The organism is Streptomyces sp. NPDC005955, assembly GCF_042871255.1.
Classification (GTDB): Bacteria; Actinomycetota; Actinomycetes; order Streptomycetales; family Streptomycetaceae; genus Streptomyces.
In genome coordinates this window covers 59049-77977 of the sequence record NZ_JBIAIF010000002.1, presented here as the reverse complement: position 1 = coordinate 77977, position 18929 = coordinate 59049, and the positions used below count along the sequence as shown (strand labels likewise).

The 18929-nt window shown below is 74.7% G+C and carries 12 protein-coding genes; 7 read left to right on the top strand and 5 right to left on the bottom strand.

Annotated elements, in window-relative coordinates:
* Window positions 1–389 precede the first annotated feature (389 nt).
* The gene (locus tag ACFYOU_RS05715) at window positions 390–1355 is read right to left on the bottom strand and encodes a porin PorA family protein (protein ID WP_391303822.1); all 966 of its coding nucleotides are present in this window, start codon (window positions 1353–1355) and stop codon (window positions 390–392) included.
* A 389-nt stretch (window positions 1356–1744) separates the two neighbouring features.
* Here ACFYOU_RS05715 and ACFYOU_RS05710 point away from each other — a divergent pair, with 389 nt between their 5' ends.
* Both ACFYOU_RS05710 and ACFYOU_RS05705 read left to right on the top strand, forming a co-directional pair.
* Window positions 1745–1897 carry a hypothetical protein gene (locus tag ACFYOU_RS05710; protein WP_385487877.1) on the top strand — a complete coding sequence of 51 codons (153 nt, stop codon included), beginning with the start codon at window positions 1745–1747 and terminating at the stop codon, window positions 1895–1897.
* A gap of 64 nt (window positions 1898–1961) precedes the next feature.
* Window positions 1962–3272: a helix-turn-helix domain-containing protein gene (locus tag ACFYOU_RS05705; protein ID WP_391304212.1), complete on the top strand. Its 1311-nt coding sequence runs from the start codon at window positions 1962–1964 to the stop codon at window positions 3270–3272.
* A 40-nt stretch (window positions 3273–3312) separates the two neighbouring features.
* Here ACFYOU_RS05705 and ACFYOU_RS05700 read toward each other — a convergent pair whose 3' ends face one another.
* Entirely contained in the window at window positions 3313–6666 is a 3354-nt protein-coding gene (locus ACFYOU_RS05700) for a BTAD domain-containing putative transcriptional regulator (protein ID WP_391303821.1), read from the bottom strand.
* Window positions 6667–6717: 51 nt separating this feature from the next.
* Window positions 6718–7836: an alpha/beta fold hydrolase gene (locus tag ACFYOU_RS05695; protein ID WP_391303820.1), complete on the bottom strand. Its 1119-nt coding sequence runs from the start codon at window positions 7834–7836 to the stop codon at window positions 6718–6720.
* 62 nt (window positions 7837–7898) lie between these two features.
* Here ACFYOU_RS05695 and ACFYOU_RS05690 point away from each other — a divergent pair, with 62 nt between their 5' ends.
* From ACFYOU_RS05690 to ACFYOU_RS05675, 4 genes are all read left to right on the top strand, one after another.
* A complete protein-coding gene (locus ACFYOU_RS05690; RefSeq protein ID WP_391303819.1) occupies window positions 7899–8933 on the top strand; it encodes a WYL domain-containing protein in 1035 nt (344 codons plus the stop codon).
* Between the two features lie 560 nt (window positions 8934–9493).
* Entirely contained in the window at window positions 9494–10369 is an 876-nt protein-coding gene (locus ACFYOU_RS05685; RefSeq protein ID WP_391303818.1) for an NAD(P)-binding domain-containing protein, read from the top strand.
* A 155-nt stretch (window positions 10370–10524) separates the two neighbouring features.
* Complete coding sequence (locus tag ACFYOU_RS05680; protein WP_389762782.1) at window positions 10525–11565, top strand: NADP-dependent oxidoreductase; 1041 nt, start codon at window positions 10525–10527, stop codon at window positions 11563–11565.
* Window positions 11566–11670: 105 nt separating this feature from the next.
* Window positions 11671–12489 carry an EI24 domain-containing protein gene (locus tag ACFYOU_RS05675; RefSeq protein ID WP_389762780.1) on the top strand — a complete coding sequence of 273 codons (819 nt, stop codon included), beginning with the start codon at window positions 11671–11673 and terminating at the stop codon, window positions 12487–12489.
* Between the two features lie 181 nt (window positions 12490–12670).
* Here the strand turns inward: ACFYOU_RS05675 and ACFYOU_RS05670 are convergent, their stop codons facing one another.
* The gene (locus ACFYOU_RS05670) at window positions 12671–14233 is read right to left on the bottom strand and encodes a hypothetical protein (protein WP_391304211.1); all 1563 of its coding nucleotides are present in this window, start codon (window positions 14231–14233) and stop codon (window positions 12671–12673) included.
* Between the two features lie 638 nt (window positions 14234–14871).
* On the opposite strand from ACFYOU_RS05670, the gene ACFYOU_RS05665 reads away from it, so the two are divergent.
* Window positions 14872–18228, top strand: a complete 3357-nt coding sequence (locus ACFYOU_RS05665) for a S8 family serine peptidase (protein ID WP_391303817.1) — start codon at window positions 14872–14874, stop codon at window positions 18226–18228.
* A gap of 112 nt (window positions 18229–18340) precedes the next feature.
* Here the strand turns inward: ACFYOU_RS05665 and ACFYOU_RS05660 are convergent, their stop codons facing one another.
* Complete coding sequence (locus ACFYOU_RS05660) at window positions 18341–18805, bottom strand: transglycosylase SLT domain-containing protein (protein ID WP_389762710.1); 465 nt, start codon at window positions 18803–18805, stop codon at window positions 18341–18343.
* Window positions 18806–18929: the final 124 nt, after the last annotated feature.

Sequence of the window (18929 nt, the reverse complement as noted above, 5' to 3'; positions counted from 1 at the left end):
TCCCGGCGGGTCCCGGGGGCGGGCGGTGTCGCGGGGAGCCGCCTCCGGGGCGGGACGGCCCGGTGCCGCTCGGGGCGGTCGGGTCGTGGGTGCTTGCCGGTGGTGCGAGGACGTGCGGACGGTGCGAAGGCGCCCGGCTGGTGCGAAGGCGTCACGGGGTGGTGCGTCGTGGGCGTCGCGTGGACGCGACGGGTGCTGCGGCGGGTCACGCCGGTGTCACGGGACGGTTCGGGAACGGTCGAGCAGCCCCCGTTCGGGGCGGGGACGTGCTCGGATGTGTGGAGCGGTGCGCGGATGGTGTTGGGTGGGATGGACAGTTTTCGCCCGGCGGATCGCCGCGGCTACTCACCGGGATGACAAATTCACCACCCGTTACCCGGTGTATCCCGTCATGTAGCTGACAATTCGGGGGCGGGGTCCCGTCGGCCTCCCCGCACCAGGAGCAGCACTCCCGCCGCCCCCAGGGACAAGCCCAGCACCCCGGCCACCAGCGGACCCGTCAGCCCCACCAGGACCAGCTTGCGGTTGTCCGCCGACGCCAGTTCGACCTGCTTCTTCTGGGTGCGCTCGGTGAACGCGATGCGCTCGCTGTCCAGCAGCACCACCTCGTCGGTGTCCCCGCCGGGCACCCGCAGGGTCTTGCGCGGGCCGATCGCCGCGAACAGGATGCGGCCCGTGCGCCGGTCGGCGACGAGTTCGATGCCGTGGTTGGCGTACCACTCCTCGGCCATCACCTGGGGCGTCCCCGGCTTGCCGACCAGCCGTCCCGGCACCTGTCGGGTGCCCGTCTTCACCGCCTCGACCCGGGCCGTGAACCGGTAGCCCTCGTGTCCCTGGACCCGCTTGGTGCCCCGGTAGGCCAGCTCCACCGTCGCGCCGAGCGTGCTGTCCCACCAGCGGTACGGGCGCTTCTCCACCCCGAACGGGAACTTCAGGTACGCCTCGCCCTCGAACACGGGACTCTCGTCGCAGCAGTGGACGGGACGGTTGGTCGTGCGGTCGGTCACCCAGCGTTCCCGGGTCCACTGGAGCGCGTCGCGCGGATCGGCGGCGGGCAGCGAAGCCTTCGTGTCCACGCTCGTGGACACGTCCCAGATCGCCCGCCCGCTGGCTTCGCTGTCGGCGACGTCACCGCGGACCTGGCGGGTCACGGTGATCGGCTCGTCCTTGACGGTCTTCACCTTCAGGGTGTCGAAGTAGCTGCCCCGACCGGTGAAGACGGTGGTCACATCGGTGTCGATCGGGGTGCGTTGGGCACGTGGTTCCACGTACCAGGCGAGAAGGGCGGCCAGCACCAGCAGGAAGGTGCCTGAGCCCAGCAGGACGAGCGAAACGGGGGAGGCGGTACGTCGCATCCGGGCGCTCCAAGGGATCGCAGGAGGGATCGAGAGGGCTCGACCCGAGGACGGGAACGGGGAGGTCGCGCGCCGAATCAAACCGGCGAAGTAGGGCGAAAAGGGTGCTTCGAGGGCGACGGGGCCGAGCGGAAGGGCCCCGTCACCCGGTGACGGAGAGTGAGCGCGCGGCGGGGAAATCGAGGGCGCGCCATGGGCCGGGAACCGTAGGCGCACCCTTGACTAGGTGTCAATGCATTGTTGACACTGAGCCCAGCCGGTCGGGGCCGGCACACGCCGTCACGGGACGCCGCGGCCATCGGGCCGTGCGCACCCGGCGGCCCGTACGCGGATCGTGTGGACCTTCCAGGGTGGGGACGACCTTTCGACCGGAGAGGCTGGACCCAGCAATGCCCAGACTGCTCGCCGCCACGCTCACCGTCGTGACCGCCGCCGCACTCGCCGGGGGCGCCGCCCTCGGCATCGTGGCGCTGCTCGACGCCACCCCCGAGCAGCCCAACACCCCGCTCGTGACCTACGAGACGGCCCAGCAGGAGCGCTGACGTGGCCGTTCCCCCCGCTCCCCCGACCCGCCGGGGCTCCCCGAGCCCGCCCGGCACCTCCACCGTGGCCGGCCGCCCCGGCGCGCCCACCGGGCCCGGGCGCCCGGTGCCGCCCGCTGCCGGGCCCTTCTCCGCCTGGCACGACGTGCCCCGCAGCCAGGTCCGGCAGTTCGCCGCGCTCGCCATGGCCGAGGTGCCCGTCCTCGCGGAGGAGATCCTGGGCAAGATCCGCCGCGACTACCCGCACCTGCCCGTCATCCTCGACGACTCCGGCGAGCCCAAGTCGCTCGTCGGCATCCGCCGGGCCATCGAGGTCTTCATCCAGCACCTGGAGACCGCCGAGGGGGCCCCGCGCGTGCACCCCGAGGTCTTCCAGGACTTCGGCCGCGGCGAGGGGCTCGGCGGCCGGAGCCTCGACTCGCTCCAGGCCATCTACCGACTCGGGGTGCGCCTGGCCTGGCGTCGCCTCACCGAGATCGGCCAACGCGTCGACATCCCCCCGCCCGCCATGTACGAACTCGCCGACGCGGGGTACGAGTACCTGGACGGACTGGTCGAGGCGTCCGTACGCGGCTACGCCGAAGCCGCCGCCCGACAGGCCGGGGAACGGCTCCGGCTGCAACGCAAACTGATGGAACTCCTCCTCGCCGAACGCGCCACCCACCCCACGGCCGGCCCCGAGGGCGCCCACGGCCCCTACGGCCCACCGGAGTTCGCCGCGACCCTCGCCGAACGCGCCGCCCGGATCGGCTGGCCGCTCCCCACGCACGTCGCCGCCGGAGTGCTGCTGCGACCCGCCAGGGAAGCGGTGGCGCCCGCCGTCGGACAGGGCGTCCTGCTCGACATGGAGGCCGAACGGCCCCGGATGGTCGTGCCCGACCCGGACGCGGCGGGCCGACCCGAACTGCTGCGCCGCGCCATGACCGGCTGGTCGGGGGCGATCGGACCACCGGTGCCGCTGGTCGACGCGGCCAAGTCCCTCCGCTGGGCCGAGGCCGCCGTCCGGCTGATGGAACGAGGGCTGCTGCCGGCCGGCGACGTGCTGCACTGCACCGAACACACCCAGGCACTCGTCCTGCTCCAGCCCGAGGAACTCATCGACGACCTCGCCCGGCGGGCGCTCGCCCCGCTCGCCGACTGCGGACGCACCCACGGACGGCGCCTCGCGGAGACCCTGCTCGCCTGGCTGGAGACCCGGGGCGGGGCCCCCGAGGTCGCGGTCCGGCTGGGCGTGCACCCGCAGACCGTGCGGTACCGCCTCCGACAGATCCGGGAGCTGTGGGGCGACGCCGTGGACGACCCCGACCGCCGGTTCGAACTCGAACTCGTCCTACGGGCCCAGCGGTTGCGCGGCGACCTGGGCAACGCCCCCTGACGCTCCGCGGCCCGGCCGTCCCCGGACGCCGGCCCGGCCGTCACCCGGACAGCGGCCACGGCCCGTCCGCCGGGAGGGCGGCCCCGCGGGCGAAGGCGAGATCGAAGACCGCACCGCCCAGCGCCGCCCGCGCGCCCGCCGCGATCCGGTCCACATCACCCCGCTCGGCAGGCGGCAACGGCGCCCCCACGGAGTCCCGCGCCGCGGCCGCCGCCCCCAACAACACCGCGGCCCGCTCGCCCTCCCCGCCGACCAACCCCGCCCCGGCCAAACCCTCCAGGGCGAGCGCGACCGCCCGCGCGTCCCCCAGCCCCCGGGCCACCCCCAGCCCCTCCCGGTGCAGCGCCCCCGCGGCCCGGGCATCGCCGCGCGCCTGCGCCACGAACCCCAGCTCGGCGAGGACCAGCGCCACCCCCGGCCCGTAGTCCACCTCCCGGAACCAGGACAGCAACGCCCCGAAGTGCTCCGCCGCCTCGTCCAGGGCCCCCGCCCGCCGCGCCCCGAGGCCCAGCCCGAGCCGGGCGTCCGCCTCCCCCGACCGCAAGCCCCCCTCCCGGGCCAGCCGCAGCGCCCGCTCGTGGTGCACCCGCGCCTCCCGGTGGTCACCCGCCAGCAGCGCCAACCGCCCCAACCCGGTGTGCCGCTTGGCGGCCTCCCCCGACAGGCCGAGCCGCTCGGCGATCTCCAACCCCTCCCGCTGCAAGCGGGTCGCGACCCCGTACTCCCCGTTGATCGACGCCAGCGCCGCCAACGGGAACACCGTCTGGAGCAAACCCCACGGATCACCGACCGCCCGGAACAGCCGGGCACTGCGCTCCCCGTCCCGCCGCACCGCGTCGAGGTCCCCGCGCGCCATCGCATGCCGGGTCCGCACGCTCAGCGCCGCCGCCGTCCCCCAGTCGTCGGCCAGGGCGGCGAACCCCTCCAACGCCCGGTCCACCAACTCCTCGCCCGTGTCGACGTCCCCGGCCCCCATCTGCGCGGACCCCAGGAACCACAGGGCGCTGGCGTACCCCGCGGGGTCGTCCACCGCACCCTGCCGGTACGGGGCCAGCGCCGCACCGATCCCCCCGGCGCCCACTGCGTCGGCAGCGTCGTCCCCCGGGACCGCCGCCATCAACGCCAACCCGGTGCGCCACACCACCGCCCGCGCCCGCTCCCGCGCGTACGGCGCCTCCTCGGGCACCACCGACAGCACCCCGTCCACCGCCCGGCGCGCCCTCGCCGGCCGGCCCCGCAACACCTCGGGCCAGACCAGGGCGTTCACCGTCCGCAACGCCCGGTCCCAGGCGCCGACGCGCACCGCCTGGTCCACCGCCAGCCGCAGATCGGCGCCCGCCCCGTCCAGCCGTTCCAGCCAGCGCTGCTGCTCGGGCCCGCGCAGCAGGGGAGCGGCCCGCCGGGCGAGCCGCGCGTAGTGGTGGCCGTGCCGCTCCCGCACCGCATCGACCTCGCCCGCCGCCGCCAACCGCTCGGCGCCGTACGCCCGCACCGACTCCAACAGCCGGTACACGGGCCCGTCGGCGTGGTCCGTCAGCACCACGAGCGAGCGGTCCACCAGCCGCGCCAACAGGTCCAGGACGTCCCCGCTGGCGATCCCGTCGCCCGCGCAGACCTCCTCGGCGGCCTCCACCGTGCAGCCCCCGGCCGCCACGGACAGCCGGCGCAGGACGGTCCGTTCGTCGGGGGAGAGCAGGTCCCAGCTCCAGTCGATCACCGCCCGCAGGGTGCGCTGGCGCTCGGGTGCCGTGCGCGGCCCGCCGGACAGCAGCGCGAACCGGTCGTCCAGCCGCGCCAACAGTCCGTGCACACCGAGGCTGCGCACCCGGGAGGCCGCCAACTCCAGGGCCAGCGGCAGACCGTCGAGGCGTGCGCACAGGGCGCTGACGGCACGGGCGTTCTCCGGGTCGCCGGCGAAACCGGGCGGGACGGCGGCGCGGGCCAGGAACAGCGCCTCGGCGTCCACCGCCGCCAGCGGTGCCACCGGCCGCACCGACTCGCCCACCGCCCCCAGCGGCTCCTGGCTGGTGGCCAGCACGGACAGGTCGGGCGCCCCGGACAGCAGTCGTGCGACCACCTCGGCGGCGGCCTCCACCAGGTGTTCGCAGTTGTCGAGGACGAGCAGCAGCCGTCGCTCGCGCAGGGCGCGGCCGAGTCGGTCGAGGGCCGGCCGGGGCGGTCCCGCGTCCGAGGTCTCCGGTATCCGCAGCACCGTCAGCAGGGCCTCGGCGACGGCGGTCACCGCTGCGGACACGTCCGGGCCCGAGGGGGGTGCGACGCCCTGGAGTTCGGCGAGCCACACCCCGTCCGGGAAGGCGTCACCGACCCCGCGCGCCACCTCGACGGCCAGCCGGGTCTTGCCGACCCCGCCCGGCCCGGTCAGCGTCACCAGCCGCGAGTGCGCGAGCCACTGCCGCACCTCGGTGGCGTCCCCGGCCCGCCCCACCAGCGCCGCGATCGGCGCGGGCAGGTTCCCGCGCACCGTGCCCACCCGCGCGCCCGACGGCCCCGCGCCTGACGGCCCCGTACCCGACCGCCCCGGGTCCGACCCTCCAGCGTCCGACCGCTCCGTGTCCGGCTGCTCGGCGCCCGGCGCCGCGGCGGGCGCACCGCCCGGCGGCCCGGCGTCCGGCGGCGCAGCGGTCAGCGTCGGGTCGTGCCGCAGGATCGCCCCGTGCAGCGCCTTGAGCTCCGCGCCCGGTGACAGCCCCAACTCCTCGTCCAGCGTGCGGCGCAGACTCTCGTACCCGGCGAGCGCATCGCTCTGCCGGCCCGCCCCGTACAGCGCACGGAGCTGGATCGCCCGCAGGCGTTCGCGCAGCGGGTGCGCGGCGACGAGTTCCTCCGCCTCCCCGATGATGCCCCGGTGGTCGCCCAACTCGGCCCGGGCGGCGAGCCGGTCCTCCAACGCGCTGAGCCGGTCCTCCTCCAACCGGTGGGCGGCGGCCCGGGCGAAGGTCAGGTCGGCGTAGCCCGCGAACGCATCGCCCCGCCACAGTCCCAGCGCCTGGGACAAGGCCGCCACCCGCTCCTCGGCGCCGCCCGCCGACCGGCCCCGTCGCACCAGTTCGGCGAACCGCACCGCGTCCACCACCACCGGGTCGATGCGCAGCCGGTACCCGGCGGCGTCACCCACCAGCAACTCCCGGCCCCCCGCTTCGACCCGCTCCAACGCCGCACGCAGCCGGGACACTTGGCCCTGGAGCGCGTTGCGCGGATGTTCGGGCGGGGAGTCGGGGCCCCACAGGTCGTCCACCAGCCGGTCCGTGGAGACGGGGCGCCCCGGATCGACCAACAGCCGCGCCAGCAACGTACGGGCCTTCGCGCCGGGCACCGCCACCGGCACCCCGTCCGCCGTCCACACCACCAGCGGACCGAGCACTCCGAAATGCATCGGGCCAGCTTAGGGCCTGGCGTCAACCGGCCGTCGTCGCCCGCAGGGCGGTCAGCGGTAGTCGGCGAAGAACGCCCGCACGTCGTCGACCAGCAGGTCGGGCGCCTCCATCGCGGCGAAGTGGCCGCCGCGCTCGAAGTCCGACCAGCGCACCACGTTGTTGGCCTTCTCCTCGTCCCGGCGCAGCGCGATGTCCTGGACGGTGAACAGCGCCACCGCCGTCGGCACGGACGACACCTCCGGCTCGCTCCACACCTGCGCGTCCTCGTAGTAGAGCGCGGCCGAGGAACCCGCCGTGCCGGTCAGCCAGTAGAGCGTGACGTCGGTCAGCAACAGATCGCGGTCGACGGCCTCGTGGGGGAGTTCCTTCGCCAGGTCCGTCATGTCGCGGATCTTGTCGACGATCCAGGAGAGTTGACCGACGGGCGAGTCGGTGAGCCCGTAGGCGAGGGTCTGCGGCCGGGTGGACTGGATGGCGAGGTACCCGCCCGCCTCCGCCATGAACGCGTTCATGCGCCGCACCCGGGCCCGCTCGCGCTCGGTCAGCGTGACGTCGTCCTCCGTGGCACTGGGATAGGTCGTGCCGCCGTTGACGTGCACGGCGACCACGTTCTGCGGCGCGATCAGCCCCAGGGCACGGGAGATGCCACCGCCGAAGTCGCCGCCCTGGGCGCCGTACCGCTCGTAGCCGAGCCGGCGCATGAGTTCCGCCCAGGCGCGGGCGATGCGCCGGCTGTTCCAGCCGGCCTCCCGGGTCGGGCCGGAGAAGCCGAAGCCGGGGATCGACGGGATGACCAGGTGGAAGTCCCGGGCCAGCGGCTCGATCAGGTCCAGGAACTCCACCACCGAGCCGGGCCAGCCGTGGGTGAGGACCAGCGGCAGGGCATCGGCGTTCTCGGAGCGGACGTGCAGGAAGTGGACGTCCTGCCCGTCGATCTCGGTGATGAACTGGGGGTGGGCGTTCAGCCGCGACTCCCACGCCCGCCAGTCGTACCCGTCGGCCCAGTGGGCGGCCAACTCCTTGAGGTACCCGACCGGGACGCCGCGCTCCCAGCCCTGCCCCTCGGTCTCGCTCGGCCAGCGGGTGCGGAGCAGACGGTCGCGCAGGTCGTCCAGCGCGGCCTGGGGGATCTCGATGCGGAAGGGGCGGAGGGTGAAGTCGTCGTCCATGTCCCTGACGTTAGGGGCCACCTAGGTCAGGAACGGTCCTAGCCGTCCGACAGGATCACCCCATGCTTCCGACCTCCGCCCGTCTGTTGAAACTGCTGTCCCTGCTCCAGACCCACCGTTCGTGGCCAGGCTCCGAACTGGCCGAACGGCTGGACGTCAGCGACCGCACCGTGCGCCGGGACGTCGACCGGCTCCGTGCGCTGGGCTACACCGTGCACGCCGTCGCCGGGGTGGCCGGGTACCGCCTCGGCGCCGGATCGGACGTGCCGCCGCTGCTGCTGGACGAGGAGGAGGCGGTGGCCGTCGCGGTGGGCCTGGGCAACGCCGCGGGCAGCAGCGTCACCGGGATCGAGGAGAGTGCGCTGCGGGCCCTGACCAAGCTGGAACGGGTGCTGCCGCCACGGCTACGGCACCGCGTCCACGCGCTGCGCGCCATGACGGTCCCGATGCCGGCCGGTGGCCCCGCGGTCGACCCCGACACGCTGTCCGCGATCGCGGCGGCCTGCCGCGACCACGAGCACCTGCGGTTCGCGTACCGTGCGCACGACGGCAGCGCGAGCAGACGCCTGGTGGAACCCCACCGCCTGGTGTCGACCGGCCGCCGCTGGTACCTGATCGCCTACGACACCGAACGCGCCGACTGGCGCACCTTCCGGCTCGACCGGATGGAGCTCCGCCCGCCGCACGGTCCGCGCTTCGTCCCGCGGGAGGCGCCCGCCGACGACCTCGCCGCGTACACCTCGCGGGCCGTCACCAGCGCGCCCTACCGGTACCGGGCCCGCCTCACCGTGTACGCGCCCGCCCAGGAGGTCGCCGAGCGGATGCCCGCGACGACGGCGGCGGTCCACGCGCTCGACGCGCGGACCAGTTCGCTCACCTGTGGGTCCCACTCGCTCGATGAACTCGCCCTGTGGGTGGGGCTGCTCGGGGTGCCCTTCACCGTGCACGGGCCGCCCGAGCTCGTCGTCCACGTCCGCGAACTCGCCGCCCGCTTGGCGCAGTCGGCTCCCGAGGACCCCCCGACCGGTGCGCCCACCTCCCGTACATCGTCCAGCCTGGGTACGCGGTGCGACCCGCGCAGTTCCCCGCGCCCCTGACGGGCCCGATCTGGCTCTGCTGCGCTGAGGCCTCGCGCAGTTCCCCGCGCCCCTGGCAGGAGGCTCCTCCCCGCCGCCAACGCCCCGCCCCGGATCGGGCCCCGTCAGGGGCGCGGGGAACGGCGCGAGCAACCCCGAAGCACCCGCAGGGACCAGCGCACCCGCACGGGATCGGGCCCCGATAGGGGCGCGGGGAACTGCGCGAAACGCCCCGCGCACCCGGCCCGGCCCGCGCACCGCCAGGTGTACGTACCGAAGGGGTCACGGGCACTCCCGACGCCGCCGCAGGGACCAGCGCACCCGCACGGGATCGGGCCCCGTCAGGGGCGCGGGGAACTGCGCAAGTCGCACCGCGCACCCAGGCTGGACGACGCACGGGAGGTGGGCGCACCTCAGGGGCGCGGGGAACTGCGCGAGCAACCACCACGCACCCGCGCAGGACAGCGCACCCGAACCCACGTGGAACCGACAGCGGACCGGCAGCGAACCGTCAGCGCCCCCGGCGAAGGTAGTGCCACAGCCGGAGCACACCGCACCGCCGCCACACCACGGAGGAACCCATGACCGCCACCGCCGCCCCCCGCCAGTCCGTCACCGTCCTCGGCCTCGGCAACCTCGGACGAGCCGTCGCCGAAGCCTTCCTCGCCGCGGGCCACCCCACCACCGTCTGGAACCGCACCCCGTCCCGCGCCGACGCCCTCGTGGCCCGGGGCGCGGCCCGCGCGGCGAGCCCCGCCGAGGCCGTCGCGGCGAGCGAACTGGTCGTCGTCACCGTGCTCGACCACGACACCGCCCGCGACCTGCTCGCCCCGGCCGCCGCCGAGCTCGCCGACCGGACCGTGGTGAACCTGACCACCAGCACCCCCGGCCCGGCCCGCGAACTCGCCGCCTGGGCAGGCGCCCAGGGGGCCCGCTACCTCAGCGGCGCCGTGTACGCGGTGCCGCAGACCATCGGCACCGACGAGGCGTTCATCCTCTACAGCGGACCCGAGGAGGCGTACGGCCCGCACCGGGCCGCGCTGGACCTGCTCGGCCCCGGCACCCACGTCGGCGCGGACCCGGCGCTCGCAGCCGTCCACGACGTGGCCCTGCTCAGCGGGATGTACGGCATGTTCGCCGGCTTCTTCCAGGCCGTCGCCCTCACCCGCTCCGAGGGCATCCCGGCCGCGGCACTGACGGAACACCTGGTGACCTGGTTGAAGGCCGCCGCCGACGCCCTGCCCCAGTTCGCCAAGGAGATCGACGCGGGCGAGTACGGCACGCAGACGTCCAGCCTGGAGATGAACGCCACGGGCCTGCGCAACATCCTCGCCGCCACCGAGGCCCAGGGCCTGTCCACCGATCTGATCGCCCCGCTGCTGCCCCTCTTCGACCGGCAGGTCACCGAGGGCCACGGTGCCCAGAGCCTCGCCCGCGCGGTCGAGTCCCTCGCCTGACCGGTTCTGGGCCACCTGCCCGTCGGACCGGGGCGGTCAGCACCCCAACGGTTATCTTTCACGGTGTGACGTGCCGGTTCGGTGCCTCGGCGTGACGTCGGTGCCGGACCGGTCCGTACAGCCCGCCCGGTCACCCAGCGAGGAGAGTCGACCCCATGTCCCCCACCTCCGGCGCAGCGCCCCACCCGGTACCCGCCACGTCCCGCGCCTGGCACCTGGTGCGCAGGCCCCACGGCTGGCCGCAGCCGACCGACGTCGCCCTGCGGGAGGAGGCGACCCCCGAGCCGGGCCCCGGCCAGGTGCTGGTGCACAACCGCCACCTCTCCGTGGACCCGTACATGCGCGGTCGGATGAACGCCGGACGGACGTACATCGACGCCTTCGAACTGGACCGTCCGATGGAGGGCGCCGCGGTCGGCGAGGTCATCGCCTCGAACGACGAGGGCGTCGCCGTCGGGGACCACGTCCTGCACTTCCTCGGCTGGCGCGAGTACGCCGTGGTGAACGCCCGGGCCGCCGTCAAGGTCGACCCGGACCTCGCACCGCTCAGCGCCTACCTCGGTGTCCTCGGCATGACCGGCCTCACCGCCTACGCCGGGCTGCTGCGGGTCGCCGAGCTCAAGGAGGGCGACACCGTGTTCGTCTCCGGCGCGGCCGGCGCCGTCGGCTCCCAGGCCGGACAGATCGCCCGGCTCAAGGGCGCCGCCCGGGTCATCGGCTCCGCCGGCTCGGACGAGAAGGTCCGCCTCCTCACCGAGGAGTACGGCTTCGACGCCGCGTTCAACTACCGCAGCGGCTCGGTCCGCGAACTCCTGGAGGCCGCGGCGCCCGACGGCATCGACGTCTACTTCGACAACGTCGGCGGCGATCACCTCGAAGCGGCCATCGGCAGCCTCAACCGGGACGGCCGCATCGCCGTCTGCGGGATGATCTCGGTCTACAACGACACCGAACTCCCGCCCGGCCCCCGCAACCTGCCCCGGCTCATCCAGACCCGCGGTCGCATCCAGGGCTTCCTGGTCGGCGACCACTACGACCTCCAGCCGCAGTTCGTCCAGGACGTCGGCGGCTGGTTGCGCTCCGGTGAACTGCGCTACCGCGAGACCGTGGTCAAGGGCATCGAGCACGCCTTCGACGCGTTCCTCGGCGTGCTGCGCGGCGACAGCACCGGCAAGATGATCGTCACCCTCGACTAGCGGACCGCCGGGCCGGCCGTGCCCTCCGTCCGTGACACATCAACATGATCGTCACAGCACGTCACGGGGAGGGGCGGTCGGCCGTGCCCCGGGTATCGTTCCGGCATGCGTGATCTAGGGGCGGGTTTCAAGTATCTGATGAACGGGCAGCGCTGGGTCGCTGCCCACGGCAAGGCGTTCGGGCGCGGGCTGGTCCCGGGACTCGTCACCCTCGTCCTCTACCTGGGGGCGCTGATCTGCCTCGCCGTGTGGGGCAGCGACTTCGTGGGGTGGGCCACCCCGTTCGCCGACGACTGGTCCTCCCCGTGGCTCGGCCTGTTCCGCGGCTTCCTGACGGTCCTGCTGTTCGCCCTGGCGCTGCTGCTCGCCGTCGTCACCTTCACCGCCGTGACCCTGCTCGTCGGACAGCCCTTCTACGAGGAGCTGTCCGAACGGGTCGACCGCGACCTCTCGCCCGACGGCAGCGCCCCCGAGTCCGGGCTGCCGCTCTGGAAGGACCTGTGGATCTCCGCGCGGGACAGCCTGCGCGTCGTCGTCCGCGCCACCCTCTGGGGCGTGCTGCTCTTCGCCCTCGGCTTCATCCCGTTCGTCGGCCAGACCCTCGTCCCCGCGGTCGGCTTCATGGTCACCGGCTTCTTCCTCACCGAGGAGCTCACCGCCGTCGCCCTCCAGCGCCGCGGCGTCGACGTGCGCACCCGGCTGCGGCTGCTGCGCGCCCGCCGATCGATGGTCTGGGGCTTCGGCACCCCCCTCGCCCTCGCCTTCCTGGTGCCCTTCGTCGCCGTGTTCCTCATGCCCGGCGCGGTGGCAGGCGCGACGATGATGGCCCGCGACCTCATGGGCGAGGACTCCTCCGGGGCCCGGCCCGCCGAGGAGCACGCCCCGGCGCCCCAGCCGGGCGGGCCCGCCCCCTACGGCGTCTGACGGCCCGTGCGCACGGCCGGACGTCCACCGGCCGTGGGGGGGGGGGGCCGGGGGGGGGGGGGGGGGGGCCGGGGGGGGGGGGGGGGGGGGCGGGGGGGGGGGGGGGGGGGGGGGGGGGGGGGGGGGGGGGGGGGGGGGGGGGGGCCCCCCCCCCCCCCCCCCCGGGGTCCCCGCCCGACGGTCAGGGGCAGGCCCCGCCGCTCGGGCGGGCCCCCCAGGACGACTCGATGCGGTACGTGCCGGCCTCGGGGGCGACGAGGCGGGTGTACTCGCCGTGCGGCTCCAGACAGGCGCCGTCGACCCGCAGCCACGGCGAGTGGGCGATCCGCACCGTGGAGGACCCGGCGCTGCCCATCCGGACGGTGACGTCCGTGCTGCTGGAGTCCAGGACGGTGCCCGGCGCGGAGGCCAGCGGCACGGCGTCCCGCACCCGGTAGACGCGCCAGTGCGCGTCGCGCCACACCGGTTCCAGCCACTCGGGCTCCGAGCGGACCAGTGCGGCCTCGGCCTGCGCGGGACCGTCCGGCTTCCCGTCGTGCAGCACCACGAACCCGACGGCCCACCGGTCGAGCCAGTCGCGGTACGTGGTCTCGGAGAACGAGCCGTCGTAGAAGAGCCGGCCGCGCTCGACGTCGAGCTGCCGGTTCCAGCCCCGGGCGAGGTTCATGTGCGGGGCGAAGGCGCTGGCCTCGCGGTGGTTGCGGGCGGGCACGACCTCGATCCGCGTCCGGTCCGCGCCGAGCCGTTCCAGCTCGGCGATGACGTCCTCGGTGTTCTGCGCCCAGGCCGGCACCTTGGTGGACACGATCAGGTCGTCCACGGTCTTGTGGGTCAGCCACACCGAGGACAGCACCAGCGCCACCGCGAGCACGGCCCTGCGCAGCCGGTCCGCCTCGGGCACCAGCAGCGCGGCGAGCAGCACCGCGGGCGCCGCCAGCAGGGCCAGGCGCTCCACGTTGGTGCCGATCGGCGAGGAGATGAGGTGGCTGAGGACGACGCCGACGGCGTAGATGAGGGCGCCCAGCCGGACGACGCGCCAGCTCTTCGGCGCGGCGACGGCCACTGCCAGCGCGAACCCGGCGGGCTCCAGGATGCGGCCCGCGGACATCGGCTGTTCGCCCTTGAACGGGAAGAGCAGGGTGGTCAGGCCGACGACCGCCGCCGGGGGCAGCAGCAGGACCAGGGCCGGGCCCCAGCGCCGCACCAGGAACCACGCACCGCCGGCGACGACGAGGAACAGCCCGGACACCGGGCTGGCCATGGTGGACAGCAGCGCCAGCACCGCGGCCCGGACCAGTGCGGGGCGGGGGCCGGTCAGGACGACCAGGGCGGCGAACCCGAAGGCGAGGCCGAGCGCGAAGGTGGTGCGGCCGGAGGCGACGTCGCACCACAGGGCGATCGACAGGAGGGCCGCGGGAGCCAGGGGGCGACGGACTCCGGTGCGCTCGACGAGCAGGGCCGCGAACCAGGTGGAGACGATGCCGGAGGCGACGGTCACCGCCGGCACGCCGACGGCCGCCATGAGGTACGGGGACAGCAGGCTGTAGTTCGGCACGTGCATGCCGCCGTACCAGAAGAGGTTGTACGGCGAGCCCGGGTTCTCGGTGGCGAACCGCGTCCACGCCACCTGCGCGGCGAGGTCACCGGCGCCGGTCGCGAGGAACGCCCACCACAGCGCGTACAGCGGCAGCGTGGGGACCGTGACGAGCAGCGGTACCCGGTAGCGGCAGGCGAAGGCCACCAGGCGGTGCGGTGCGCCGCCCGCGGCTCCGGGTCCGGTGCCCTCCTCCCCCGGGACCGGGCGGGCCGCGGGGACTCCGGGAGGTGCCAGCGTCCGTGACCGGAGGGCTCCGGCACGCGCCTGCTGTGACGGGAGCTCCGGCGCCGAGTCCGTACGGGGCGTAGTGAGGGCTGGCGGCTCGGGAACCACGATGACCGTTTCTGCTGGGCCCGGAGGGCGGCGGACAGACGAGTACGTCAGCCTAGACGCGCCGCGCCGGGGAAACGTTCACTGCCCCTGGATTCCGGCCCGCCGACGGGGCCCGGTCCGGGGCGCGGTCCGGGGCGCGGCATCCAGCGGACCCACGGCTGCCGTGCGCCCGCCCCTCGACGGACGGGGCGTCCGCACGACTGACTTGGCGACCCGTCCGGAGCGGGGCGGGCGGCGGGCGGCCCGCCCCGCTCCGGGCGGTGGCCGGCCGCAGGGTCCACCAGGGGTGACGGCCCCTGACTCCGCAAGGTGACGGGAGTCACCTCCCTGCTCCTCGGGGGGAACCCGCCGCTCGGCTGGCGCGATCGCGCCGGGTGCGTCGAAGGCGCGGCCGGAGCGGGCGGACGGCTGGTCGAATCTGCCTCTCCGACTCTGTCCCTCTGGGGGGAGACATGCAGATTCAGCGCACCAGAGCGCGAACCCTCGTGGCCGCGCTGGCGACCGTCGCGGGTCTGACGGCGGGGCTGACCGCCCCGGTGTCGGCGCTGCCCGGCGCCGAACCGCCGGACCGCTCGACGACCGGAACGAAGAAGCCGGGCACCGGGCCGCTGCGGACCGTCCCGCTGCTCACCGGTGACCGGGCCGTGGTGGACGAGAAGGGCGCGCTCGTCTCGGTGGAGCGGGGCGAGGGCCGTGAGCGCATCGCCTTCGAGAGCCACGAACGGGACGGCCACACGTACGTCATCCCAGCCGATGCGCGTCGGCTGATCGACAGCGGCAGGCTCGACCGGCGACTGTTCGACGTCACCGAACGCGCGAAGGCGGCCTACCGCACCCTGCACGGCAGCGGGCTCAAGGTGATCGTCCGCTACGGGGACGGGGCCCGCTCCCGGGACGCCGCCCGCTCGCAGGTGCGGGGCGCCGACGGCAGCCGGCTCGCCCGGAGCCTGGCCACCCTGGGGGCCGACGCCCTGACCGTCTCCCGGGACGGCGCGGCGGAGCTGTGGAACGCCCTCACCGACCCCCGGGGTTCCGGTGGCCGGGCCGCCGCGCCGGGCGTCGACCGGGTCTGGCTGGACACGGTCACCAAGGCGAGCCTGGACAAGAGCGTCCCCCGGGTCGGGGCGCCCGCCGCCTGGCAGTCCGGGTACGACGGCACCGGGGTGAAGATCGCCGTGCTGGACACCGGAGTGGACGCCACCCATCCTGACCTCGCGGGGCGGGTGGTCGCCGAGCAGAACCTCACGGACGCGGCCGACGCCAAGGACCACCACGGCCACGGCACCCATGTGGCGTCGACGGCGGCGGGCAGCGGAGCCCGGTCCGGCGGCACCCACAAGGGGGTGGCGCCCGGTGCTTCGGTGCTCAACGGCAAGGTGCTGAACGACGGCGGGAGCGGCCTGCTGTCCTGGGTCGCCGCCGGCGCGGACTGGGCCGCGGCGCAGGGCGCGGACATCGTGAACCTGAGCCTGAGCGCCGACGACACCCCCGAACTGGACGTGATGGAAGTCCAGGTCAACACACTGGCGCGGACCAAGGGCGTGCTGTTCGCCGTCGCGGCCGGGAACGCGGGCCGCGGTTGGCTGGGTTCGCCGGCCACCGCCGAGGAGGCACTGGCGGTGGGTGCGGTCGACGCCGCCGACAAGGTCGCGGACTTCTCCGGCAGTGGCCCCGGCGTCGGCACCGACCTCGTCAAGCCGGAACTCACCGCGCCGGGCGTCGACATCAAGGCCGCGGCCAGTTCCCTGACGGACGGCGGGGCGGACCCGAGCGGGTACACCGCCATGAGCGGCACGTCCATGGCGGCGCCGCACGTCGCGGGCGCGGCGGCCCTACTGAAGCAGCGTCACCGGAACTGGACCCAGCGGGAATTGAAGGGCGCCCTGATCGCCTCCGCGAAGGACACCGGCGATCCGACCCTCGTCCAGGGCACGGGTCGGCTCCAGGTCGACCGGGCACTGGCGCAGACCGTCTTCACCGACCCGGTCTCCCTGGGCCTCGGGACGGCCCAGTGGCCGCACCACGACGACGTTCCGCGCACCAAGGAGGTCACCTATCGCAACACCGGGTCCCGGGACGTCGTCCTGGACCTGAGCGTGACGGGCGAGGACCAGCAGGGGCGGCCCGCTCCGCAGGGCTTCTTCGCGCTCGGGTCGCCCCGCGTCACGGTGCCGGCGGGCGGTAGCGCCTCGGTCGGGCTGACCGCGGACACCCGGCTCGGCGGCGACGTCGACGGGCAGTACACCGCCGAGGTCGTCGCCACCGGGGGCGGGCAGACCGTGCGGAGCGTCGCCACGGTGCACCGCGAGGTCGAGTCGTACGACCTGACGATCGAGACCCTCGGGCGCGACGGCCTGCCGACCGCGGAGCACGCCACCTCCCTGAACGGGCTCACCGGGCTCGCCAAGGGGCTGTACGAGCAGCCGCACGACCCCTCGGGAACCGTCCGGCTCCGGGTCCCGGCCGGTGACTACGCCCTCGTCAATCCGGTGTACGTCGATCTGAACGACGCCTCGAAGGGGGCGGACCTCCTCGTACAGCCCCGACTGCGGCTCGCCAAGGACACCCGGGTCACGGTGGACGCGCGTACCGCCCGCCCGGTCGACATCACCGTTCCCGACGCCGGGGCCGCACCGGTGAGCGCGAGTCCCACCTTCAAGGTGAGCTCCGGGGAGCACACCCGGAACTTCGTGTGGGCACTGCCTTCCTACACCGCCCTGCGCACCGCGCACCTGGGCGAGCGGGTGCCCGACGGATGGCTCACCCAGCAGTGGGGCGGGCAGTGGGTGAACGGGCGCGGTGAGGAGTACAACACCGTGCACCTCATCCGGCCGAACGCCTTCACCACCGGCTACGCGAAGCGGTACCGGCACTCCGAGCTGGCGACGGTGCGGGCCAGGATCGGCTCCTCGGTCCCCGGCAAGGAGGGCGCGCTGTTCATGTGGCCCCTGGTGGAAGGGGGCACCAAGGCTCCCACCGCCCGCGTCCCCCAGCGGGTGCCGGGCGGACGCGAGGTGCACGTCTCCGCACTGCCCGGTGTCGCCTGGGACATGGAGTACATGCAGTACAGCGGCGCCGTGGGCGAGTGGGGGCCGGTCTCCGAGGTCTGGCAGAGCCTGCCCGCGCCGGAGACCTACCGCCCCGGGCGCACCTACCGCAAGGCGTTCAACACCGGGGTGCTCGGCCCCCGGCTGGGCGACGGCTTCGGGCTGTACCGCGCGGGGAACGAGATCTACGGTGCGGTGCCGCTGTTCTCGGACGCCCGACGGAACCTGGGCTCGTCCGACCTCACCTCGGTGCGGACGACCCTGCACCGGGGGGACGTGCTCGTCGGGGAGAACGACGACGCCCTGTTCGGCTGGAAGTCGTTCCGGGTGCCCGCGGACGAGGCCGAGTACCGGCTGAGCACCTCGGTGACCCGGGCCGCGACGGTCGCCACGAACGCGTCCCGGGTGGAGGCGAGCTGGACCTTCCGTTCGGCCGCCGGGCCGGCCGGCGAGACGCGGCTGCCCGCGTCGGTGGCGTGGTTCGACCCCCGGGTGGCACCCGACGGGACGGTCCCCGCGGGCCGCGTCCAGGTGTTCCCGGTCCGGGTGGAGGGCACGGCCGCGGGCACCGCGGTGCGCTCCCTCACCGTGCACGCCTCGTACGACGGGGGCGCCAGCTGGGACGAGCAGGAGGTACGGGACGGGAAGGTGAGCGTGCGGAACCCGGCGGCGGGCCGGGACGTCTCGCTGCGGGCCCGGCTCGTCGACCGGGACGGCAACGTCTCGACGGTGACCGTCCACGACGCGTACCGGGGTCGCTGACCCGGGGGCGCAGCAGGAACGGCAGCGGGAACGACGGAACGGCGGCACCCGGTCGGGTGTCGCCGTTCTGTTGCCCCGGTGGGGGGTCGTGCGGAGGTCGAGCGGGGGCCGCTCAGTACCAGGCGTTGGCCTTCCAGAAGTTCCAGGCGCCGACGGGGCTGCCGTAGCGGTCCTCCATGTAGTCGATGCCCCACTTGATCTGGGTCTCGGCGTTGGTGCGCCAGTCCGAGCCGTGGGTCGACATCTTGGAGCCGGGCAGCGCCTGGACCAGGCCGTAGGCGCCGGAGGAGGAGTTCTGCGCCGTGACGTCCCAGTTGGACTCACGGGTGACGATCTTCTCGAAGGCGGCGTACTGCGTGTCGTCCGCGATCAGCTTCTTCGCGATCGCCTTGGCCGACGTCGCCTGGGCCGCCTTGGCGGTCACCGGGGCCGCCTGCGGCGCGGTGGCGGCCTGGGCCGGGGCCGCGGCGAGCAGCATTCCGGTCGTGGCGGCGGCGACGGCGACACCGGTCAGGGCCTTCTTCGGGGACGCGACACGGCGGAGCAGGGAAGCGGAGGAGGCGAACGAGACAGACACAGTGGACCTTTCGGCCGGGGACGAGGACGGTCACCCGCGTTCCGTCCCCACGGCTGTGCCGGGGTGAGGAATGCGAGGGCGCCGCGGCCCGGGTGGGCTCGTGGCGCCTTGCGACTCGGTCCAG